7 protein-coding genes, 1 tRNA gene and 1 pseudogene are annotated in these 7058 nt (G+C 56.2%); 3 read left to right on the top strand and 6 right to left on the bottom strand.

The annotated features are described in order from the left end of the window. Nucleotides 1-6: 6 nt before the first annotated feature. The gene (locus H7847_RS25030; protein ID WP_227272222.1) at nucleotides 7-1101 is read left to right on the top strand and encodes a Gfo/Idh/MocA family protein; all 1095 of its coding nucleotides are present in this window, start codon (nucleotides 7-9) and stop codon (nucleotides 1099-1101) included. Between the two features lie 39 nt (nucleotides 1102-1140). Here the strand turns inward: H7847_RS25030 and H7847_RS25035 are convergent, their stop codons facing one another. Further along, the gene (locus H7847_RS25035; protein ID WP_227272223.1) at nucleotides 1141-2019 is read right to left on the bottom strand and encodes a hypothetical protein; all 879 of its coding nucleotides are present in this window, start codon (nucleotides 2017-2019) and stop codon (nucleotides 1141-1143) included. Nucleotides 2020-2155: 136 nt separating this feature from the next. Between H7847_RS25035 and H7847_RS25040 the strand changes: the two genes are divergently transcribed. Beyond that, nucleotides 2156-2231 (top strand) — tRNA-Thr (locus tag H7847_RS25040). Nucleotides 2232-2347: 116 nt separating this feature from the next. Here the strand turns inward: H7847_RS25040 and H7847_RS25045 are convergent. The 4 genes and pseudogenes from H7847_RS25045 to H7847_RS25060 all read right to left on the bottom strand — a co-directional run. Next, nucleotides 2348-2656: pseudogene (locus H7847_RS25045) on the bottom strand (beta family protein); the annotation flags it as partial. Then, the gene (locus H7847_RS25050; RefSeq protein ID WP_227272231.1) at nucleotides 2641-3126 is read right to left on the bottom strand and encodes a hypothetical protein; all 486 of its coding nucleotides are present in this window, start codon (nucleotides 3124-3126) and stop codon (nucleotides 2641-2643) included. The gene H7847_RS25050 and the pseudogene H7847_RS25045, both read right to left, overlap by 16 nt. Before the next feature lie 317 nt (nucleotides 3127-3443). Then, complete coding sequence (locus tag H7847_RS25055) at nucleotides 3444-3722, bottom strand: hypothetical protein (RefSeq protein WP_227272224.1); 279 nt, start codon at nucleotides 3720-3722, stop codon at nucleotides 3444-3446. Next, nucleotides 3719-5446 (bottom strand): phage minor head protein, encoded by a 1728-nt coding sequence (locus H7847_RS25060; protein WP_227272225.1) that lies wholly within the window; start codon nucleotides 5444-5446, stop codon nucleotides 3719-3721. The genes H7847_RS25055 and H7847_RS25060 overlap by 4 nt, the downstream gene beginning before the upstream one ends. 81 nt (nucleotides 5447-5527) lie before the next feature. Here H7847_RS25060 and H7847_RS25065 point away from each other — a divergent pair, with 81 nt between their 5' ends. Next, nucleotides 5528-6160, top strand: a complete 633-nt coding sequence (locus tag H7847_RS25065) for a tyrosine-type recombinase/integrase (protein WP_227272226.1) — start codon at nucleotides 5528-5530, stop codon at nucleotides 6158-6160. A gap of 167 nt (nucleotides 6161-6327) precedes the next feature. On the opposite strand, the gene H7847_RS25070 is transcribed toward H7847_RS25065, so the two are convergent. Continuing rightward, entirely contained in the window at nucleotides 6328-6834 is a 507-nt protein-coding gene (locus H7847_RS25070; protein WP_227272230.1) for a GNAT family N-acetyltransferase, read from the bottom strand. Nucleotides 6835-7058 lie beyond the last annotated feature (224 nt).

Genomic DNA, 7058 nt, shown 5'->3' on the forward strand with positions numbered 1-7058 from the left:
AGACCTATGCCTCAGAACACCCGCTACGGCATCATCGGCTGCGGCATGATGGGGCAGGAGCACGTCAAGAACATTGCTCTGCTTGAAGGAACCGAAATTGCGGCGGTCTTTGAACCCGATGCGCAAATGCGGGCAGCGGCATCGAGACTGGCACCTGATGCAACCTTCGCCACATCGCTGTCGGAACTGCTGGCCCGCGCGGATCTTGATTGTCTCGTGATCGCGAGCCCGAATTACCGTCATGCCGAGCAGATCGCCCAGATTGCAGACAGCCGCCCCCTGCCCTTGCTGGTGGAAAAACCTTTGCTGACCGATCCCGATGACCTTCCCCGTCTCACCCGGATCGCCAAGACCTATCCGGCCCCGATCTGGGTCGCGATGGAGTACCGCTATATGCCGCCCATCGCCGCCCTGCTGGAGGCAGCCCCCGCGATCACCGGCGGGGTGCGCATGCTCACGATCCGCGAACACCGCTTTCCGTTCCTTGAAAAAGTCGGGAACTGGAACCGGTTCAATTCCCAAACAGGCGGCACCTTCGTCGAAAAATGCTGCCATTTCTTTGATCTGATGCGTCTGGTGATCGGGCACCCCCCGGTTCGGGTGATGGCAAGCGCCGCACAGTCGGTCAATCACCTGGATGAATGCCACCAGGGCCACACCCCGGATATTATCGACAACGGCTACGTCATCGTCGATTTCAAAGGGGGGGCACGGGCAATGCTGGAGCTTTGCATGTTCGCCGAGGGCGCGCGGTTCCAGGAAGTGATTTCAGCGATCGGGGATCAGGGGAAAGTGGAAGCTTTTGTGCCGGGCCCCACGCGGTTTTGGCCCACCGATCTGGGCCCCGCCCCGACCCCGCTGATCGAGATCAGCCCCCGCCATCCCAAAGGCCCCGAACTGCGCGAAACGCCCGTCGATCCGCGCCTGTTGCAGGCGGGTGATCACAATGGATCGACCTTCTACCAGCACCAGAAGTTTCTGGATCTGGTGCGCGGCCACCTGCCCGCCCCCGCCGTCACATTCGGGGATGGCGTCTGGGCTGTGCGAATGGGTCTGGCGGCCCAGCAATCGGCCCTGACCGGTCAGGCTGTCAGCCTTTGAGTATTGTGTCAGCGGGTGGTCAGGCCTGTCGCCTGCGCCTCAATCGGGCATGATGAGACGCACACCGGGGATGCGGCCAATTGCGGCCACGTCATCATCGTAAAGCTCGGTCATTTCATTGACCAGATTGGTCGTCCAGCCGGGCAGATCGATCTCTTCATCAATCTTCTCGTCCAACGCATATCTGTTCAGAAATGCAGCGACAATGCGCCTTGTCTGCGCCTCGGACAGGTTGGGCCGGCGTTCGATATAAGCCGCAAAGCGCGCCATACCTTGTCTGGACATGATGTTGCGCAGGAGATCAAATGCACCGGTGATCGGATCACCCTGCTCCAACCCGCCGATCTCTCTGATAATCTGCCCCCAGAGAAGCGGCAGGTCTTCGTTGCACCATACGGTCAACGGCACCTCGGGCACTGCGCTGCGGAGCCGCAGAAATGTATCAGACCATTGCACAGAACGGGGATCTAAGCCCCCCATGAATGTGGCAAAGGTTTCGTGCTGTGATCTTTTGAAACAGGCAGGTAAAAAGGTGGCCGGGTTTCGAACGGCCATGAAGAGTTCGATTTCGTCGCCATGGAAAATGCTGGCGAGATGGTTCATTCGCTCCGCCGCTTTGGGGTAAAGCCGTCCCTTTCGGACAGCGATCTGCGCGGTCCCGAAGAAATGCGCGTTGGAGAGCAGCATCCGGTCGGCGTTTTCGTCATCAAGAATGGCGTCCAGCAGCACCGCGCGGGCGTTTGGCGCCGCATCATGCTGGCTCATGGCCTCCAATGTCTGACGCAAGAGTTTTCGGTAGCTGCCAGGGCCCGGCACGGCAACGCCACGGCTGCGGAACATCTCCTTGTTGCGCAACAGACATTTGATCAGGCGGTCTTCTTCGGTAAAATGGGCACCGGCGTGAAAAACCAGTTGCATATGTTCCTGCCGCGCAATGTTATTTTGAAGTTACGCTATCCCGGCTTGCCCCAAGGTTCAAACGATAAGCGCGGTTAAAATGCGCTCAAAAATCCTCTTGCACGCTCGGGCCAAACTGACTAAAGGACCCCGAAGTGCCCCTATAGCTCAGCTGGTAGAGCAACTGATTTGTAATCAGTAGGTCCGCGGTTCGAGTCCGTGTGGGGGCACCAAAATTACACAATGAAAACAATTAGTTATATACTCTTCGGGGCGTAACCCCGCGACCTGGCTTCGGTCAAGCACAGCATAAGTACCGTATTTGCGTCCTAAAGGTTTCTTTGACGACTCATTCGACGTAATCATCGTCGGTGTCAGGTGCTGGATCAAAGCGAGCAAAATGCAATTGGCGATAGAGATGCATGTTAATCCGAACGGCGGCGGCCTTCTTTAGGTTGATAATCCCATTTGGATCGTTCAGCGCTGTTGCTTCTACCATGTAGGTGGCCCATATCTTAAGCGCGGCCGGGTAATTAGGACTTTTTTTCACCTCGTCTGCCAGCTTCTTGAACGTCTCCACGTCATTCGTGGCTCTGAAAATCTCCCAAGCATCACCTGTAGCCAGATCAATCCTAGGTGGAATCAAGCCCCCGCCTCCTCCCTCAGATGGCGAACGACTGCTTGCCCAATCTCCGTAGACAAGCCTTGCCCTGTATCGACGCCCAGGGCGCGGGACGGCTCGCTGCCGCCCGCGGCGATCATCGCCTTGATAAGGGCCTCGCTGGCGCGGTTATTGGTCAGCACCCGGTCAATGGGACCGACGTCGCCGCCCGCCGCAGCGGTCTGGCCCACACTTGCTCGGACGGCCTCGCGGTACGCGGCAAAGCTACTCGCAAGGTCGGTCAGCGCCCTGTCGACGGCCTCGGCCAGCTTGCGGCGGTCGCTGGCCATGTCGATCGCGCTCTGCGCTTGACGGGTCCGCTTGGCACGGGCCTGTGTCGCTGCCGCGTCGGCGGATCGGACCTGCAACTCAGCGATGGCGCCGTCCACGATCTGGATGCGTTCGGCCAGTGCGGCGGCGGTGCCTGCGGGTTTGCGGCGCAAACGACGAATTCCTTCTCGCCGCAACCGCCCAAAACCTCCGCAAACTGGCCAAGATCTTTCCTGCACCGCAGCAAACGCGCAAAGCCTGACAATAAAGGCGCTCGAACCGCGTTCTGCGCTCCACTTTCTGCGCCTGCAACACGTTGTTTTTCCACAGAATCAGCCCAAACCGGACCTTCAGCCTTCAACAACGATGCCGCGGCGCAGCCCGTAAAAGCGGACTTTCGCTGCAACCGAAAATTTCAAGGCATCCATAGCTTTGGGTTTCGAACTTTTGCGGCTAGGAAAGCAAACTATTCAAGTGAAGTATGGGTTTGTCGAGAGAATACTGATCCGAGCCATCAAGGCATCGGGCCACTTGAGAAAAGAAAACGATAAAGCTTTAAGAGGTATTCGTAAAACTCAACATCGGTATCATAGCTGATTTCTGTGCGAGCCTCATATTCCGCAGCCGTAAGTGTTTTCTCGGCCAGGACATGATCGAAATTCGAACGAAAGCGCTCTGCCCACTCTCCGCGCGTGTCAGTCGCTTCCTTTAATTGGGGAGGTCCATATACGTTTCCTCCGCCGTAGATGAACATGTCGTCCAGCCATGCCTGTGTCCGAAGATCAACCATCATCTCGCTCCCGTTGGAAACAGCGTTACTAGAATAGGCTCGCCCGAAGGCAAAAGTTCAAAAACAGCAGTGACTGAACCACCACCAAAATCAACCGCCTGTAACCCCGTTGGATTCTTGACACTACCCATACGACGGACGCCTTCCACAACATTCTGAAAATCCGGCCCAAGAACATCTTCAATTGGTAACGACACTTGAAACGTTGTCTTAGGTAGTTGCCCTATCCGGGACATCGCCTCATCACGTGCCGCGCGGTAGTCAGATGACCTGCGAATAAAGGCCTCCGCCGCCACATAATCTGCTTCGTTTGTTATTCGTGTAGCGTTTCTGACTGTGTTATGTGTTCCGCCCGTGACCCCATCAGTTGTGGTGCCCGTGATAGGGTCAATGCCACGAAGAACCCGATCCTCCAACATCTGACGTGTCACCGCTCCTTCATGCCGCTGTGGCCCGTGCCCCTGAGCCTCCAGCTCTGCAAAACGTCTGCCGATCAACGCATCCACCTCGCGACGGCGCGTGTTGATCATATTGTCCATTTGCGTGCGTCCTGCGCGCAGGGCGTTCAAAGTTACTGTAGGCCGCAGCCGGGTCAGGTTGATCCCGAGCTTTGCCGCTCCCGCCGTGAATGCGGTTCCACCAAGAAGAACGGACGCATCGAGGTAGGCCACGTCTTCATAGGCACGCAGCAAGGCCTCCTCGCTTGTGAGGCCAAGGCGGTATTTGAGGTCCAGCAATCGAAGTTCTGCATGCTGCGCCTCGAAATAAGCGACTGCCTCCTCTGCGATCCGCTCTGCCGTCTCCCGATCCAGTTCGGCCAACCGCTCAAGCGCATCAAGAATGTTCTGTCGCGCGGTTAGGCGCTCCTGTTCTTCCTCATCTGCGATGAAACCGAACAGACGTCGATATCCGAGATAGGAGAACCGGAGCACATCGTAGATGCCCGTGACAGTACCAACCAGCGCGTCCCCACCGGCGCGCGCAAGGCCCCTGCCTTGTGCATCCGATATACGATCAGCCAGCTCCGGCGACACCGGGCGAGTTGTCAGAACGATCTGGCCATTGATGATGGCCGGTTCCGCATAGCACCGACAGTTGTGCGCTTCACCCGGCAAGCCATCTGAAAAGCCGTGATCCCATGGGAATACGCGGTCATCCCGTTCGGCATGGCTAGACCGGACCTTGGAATCGTCAGCAGACCGCCAGATGTAATGCGTGACGCCGGAAGCCCTTTGCCGCGCCTCGTTCAGTTCGTTCTCAAATCGCCGAAACAACCAAACTTCGGTGGCCTGGATGTCCACTTCAATCAGCGCCGCGATCTCAGCTCTGTCGCGCCCTTCTCCCTCGTAAACGGCCAGCGTTGCGATAAGACGGCCCTCAAATTCATCATAGAAACGCTGCTTCAGAGGCCCGGTATTGTAACCACTGGTGTCGCCGAGACGTTCATCCAGGAACGCGGTATTGTCCGCGTCAGCGTCTTCCAGAAGCTCCAGAAATCTTTGGAAATACGGTGCCGGATTGAAGGATGCATCCTTCCTCTCGGGGGCACGGTTCAATCGGTCGAGACTGACCGTAAATTCTGACTTGCCGCCAGACCGAAGGAAGCGGACAAAAGGTGTATCAAGCGCTATAACCAGCCTCTGACAGATTTGCGCTCGATCTTCACAATTTGACGTTAATTTTTCGGAAACGGACCGAACGGTGCGTTCCAAATGAACGACAAACAAACAAAGGGCTTTTGATGCTAAGGTACTTTGTCAGCATAGGGTTGTCGTACTGGGAGGGCATGGCGGATCGGAGGATCAGTAATGGAAACACCAAACCTACCTGCCATTCGCGCCCTGCGGCCAGCCTGGAACAAGGGTCGCATTGTCGGCCAGAAGCGACCGCTCAAGCCAAAGCACGTCTGGGCGATCCGTGTTCGGTTAGAATTGGCAGAGAACTATCGTAACCTCGCGCTCTTTAATATGGCGATCGACAGCAAGCTTCGAGGCTGCGATCTCGTGAAGATGAAAGTCGTCGACGTCATGGCATCCGGCCAGATAAAAGAACGGGCGTCGGTATTGCAAAGCAAAACGCAGAAACCTGTGCGCTTTGAGATATCCGAAGGCACCAGAGCCTCGGTCGAAAAGTGGATGGAAGACGAACTCATGGTCGGCTCCGAGTACCTTTGGCCCGGCCGCTTCCATGAGCGTCTTCACATTTCGACCCGACAATATGCGCGGATCGTCCGGGATTGGGTGACGTCGATTGGTCTAGAGGCGAGCGCTTATGGCACGCACTCAATGCGACGAACGAAGGTTACCCAAATCTATAAAAAGACGGGAAATCTGCGCGCGGTACAGCTACTGTTGGGTCACACAAAGATGGACAGTACTGTCCGATACCTTGGCGTTGAGCTTGAAGACGCGTTGGCTATCGCTGAAGCCATTGAAATCTAAAATTTTCAGGCCGCCTTCATTGGCGGCCCAAAGGAGACGTCCAGCCGCAATCTGCGATGCTGCGGTGCGGCCGGTCAATCCGGACATTCGCTGCAACGGCAAAATCAGTCCATTGGCGAATACACAGTTTCGGGACAAACCAGACCTTGGTTTTCGCGTATCCCCTATTAAAACGCGAGCCGATAGACGTTATTCAGATAGCCCTTGTCATCAATGCAAAAGTTGGTCTCGCCAACGTGTTCGAAGCCCTGCGCGAGATAGAAGGCAATTGCCGGATCATTTTCTGCGTTCGTCGTTAGCCAGACGGATTTCACACACGTTTCACGGCAGTGTTCGAGCGCAGCGGACAAGAGGCGTTTGCCTATGCCTTTCCCGTGGTGCCGCGGTTGAACGTAAAACGTGGAAATTTCCAGACCAGAGCATCCATTTACGGGAGCTGGGCTGCTGGATGATACTCGAATGAAGCCGTCAATACCTTCTTCATTCTGCGAGACCAGAATGAACCGCGTGGGGTCATCCATGAGGTTTCTAGTTTTCTGAACAGTGAACTCTTCCAGAGCATAATCCGCAAAGAAAGCACTGACGCCTTGTTTGAGGTATGTGCCCACCCATACCTCTATAGAAATCGCCGCGATGCATGAAGCATCCGAGTGGTTTGCCATGCGAAGTGTCATGCCGACCGGATGACAGTTTTTCTGCGGCAGCGAAAGCGATTTCATGTTGTAGGTATCGGCTCTCACCTGCCATCTGCCGCGTCAGGCTCCGACGACCGGAGCCAATGGTATGGACCCCGCCGCCCTCAAGCGGCGACGATTGCGCCTTTGCAAAGCAAGGAGACATATCATGGAAATTGTGCGTATTGGTTTGGACTTGGCGAAGACCATCTTTGAGGTCTGCG

This window comes from Roseobacter weihaiensis, assembly GCF_020622345.1.
Classification (GTDB): domain Bacteria; phylum Pseudomonadota; class Alphaproteobacteria; order Rhodobacterales; family Rhodobacteraceae; genus Roseobacter; species Roseobacter weihaiensis.

Coding starts and splice junctions, on each gene's coding strand:
- H7847_RS25055 (WP_227272224.1), bottom strand. CDS start 3,722: ATGATGGTTGATCTTCGGACACAGGCATGGCTGGACGACATGTTCATC.
- H7847_RS25030 (WP_227272222.1), top strand. CDS start 7: ATGCCTCAGAACACCCGCTACGGCATCATCGGCTGCGGCATGATGGGG.
- H7847_RS25070 (WP_227272230.1), bottom strand. CDS start 6,834: ATGACACTTCGCATGGCAAACCACTCGGATGCTTCATGCATCGCGGCG.
- H7847_RS25065 (WP_227272226.1), top strand. CDS start 5,528: ATGGAAACACCAAACCTACCTGCCATTCGCGCCCTGCGGCCAGCCTGG.
- H7847_RS25035 (WP_227272223.1), bottom strand. CDS start 2,019: ATGCAACTGGTTTTTCACGCCGGTGCCCATTTTACCGAAGAAGACCGC.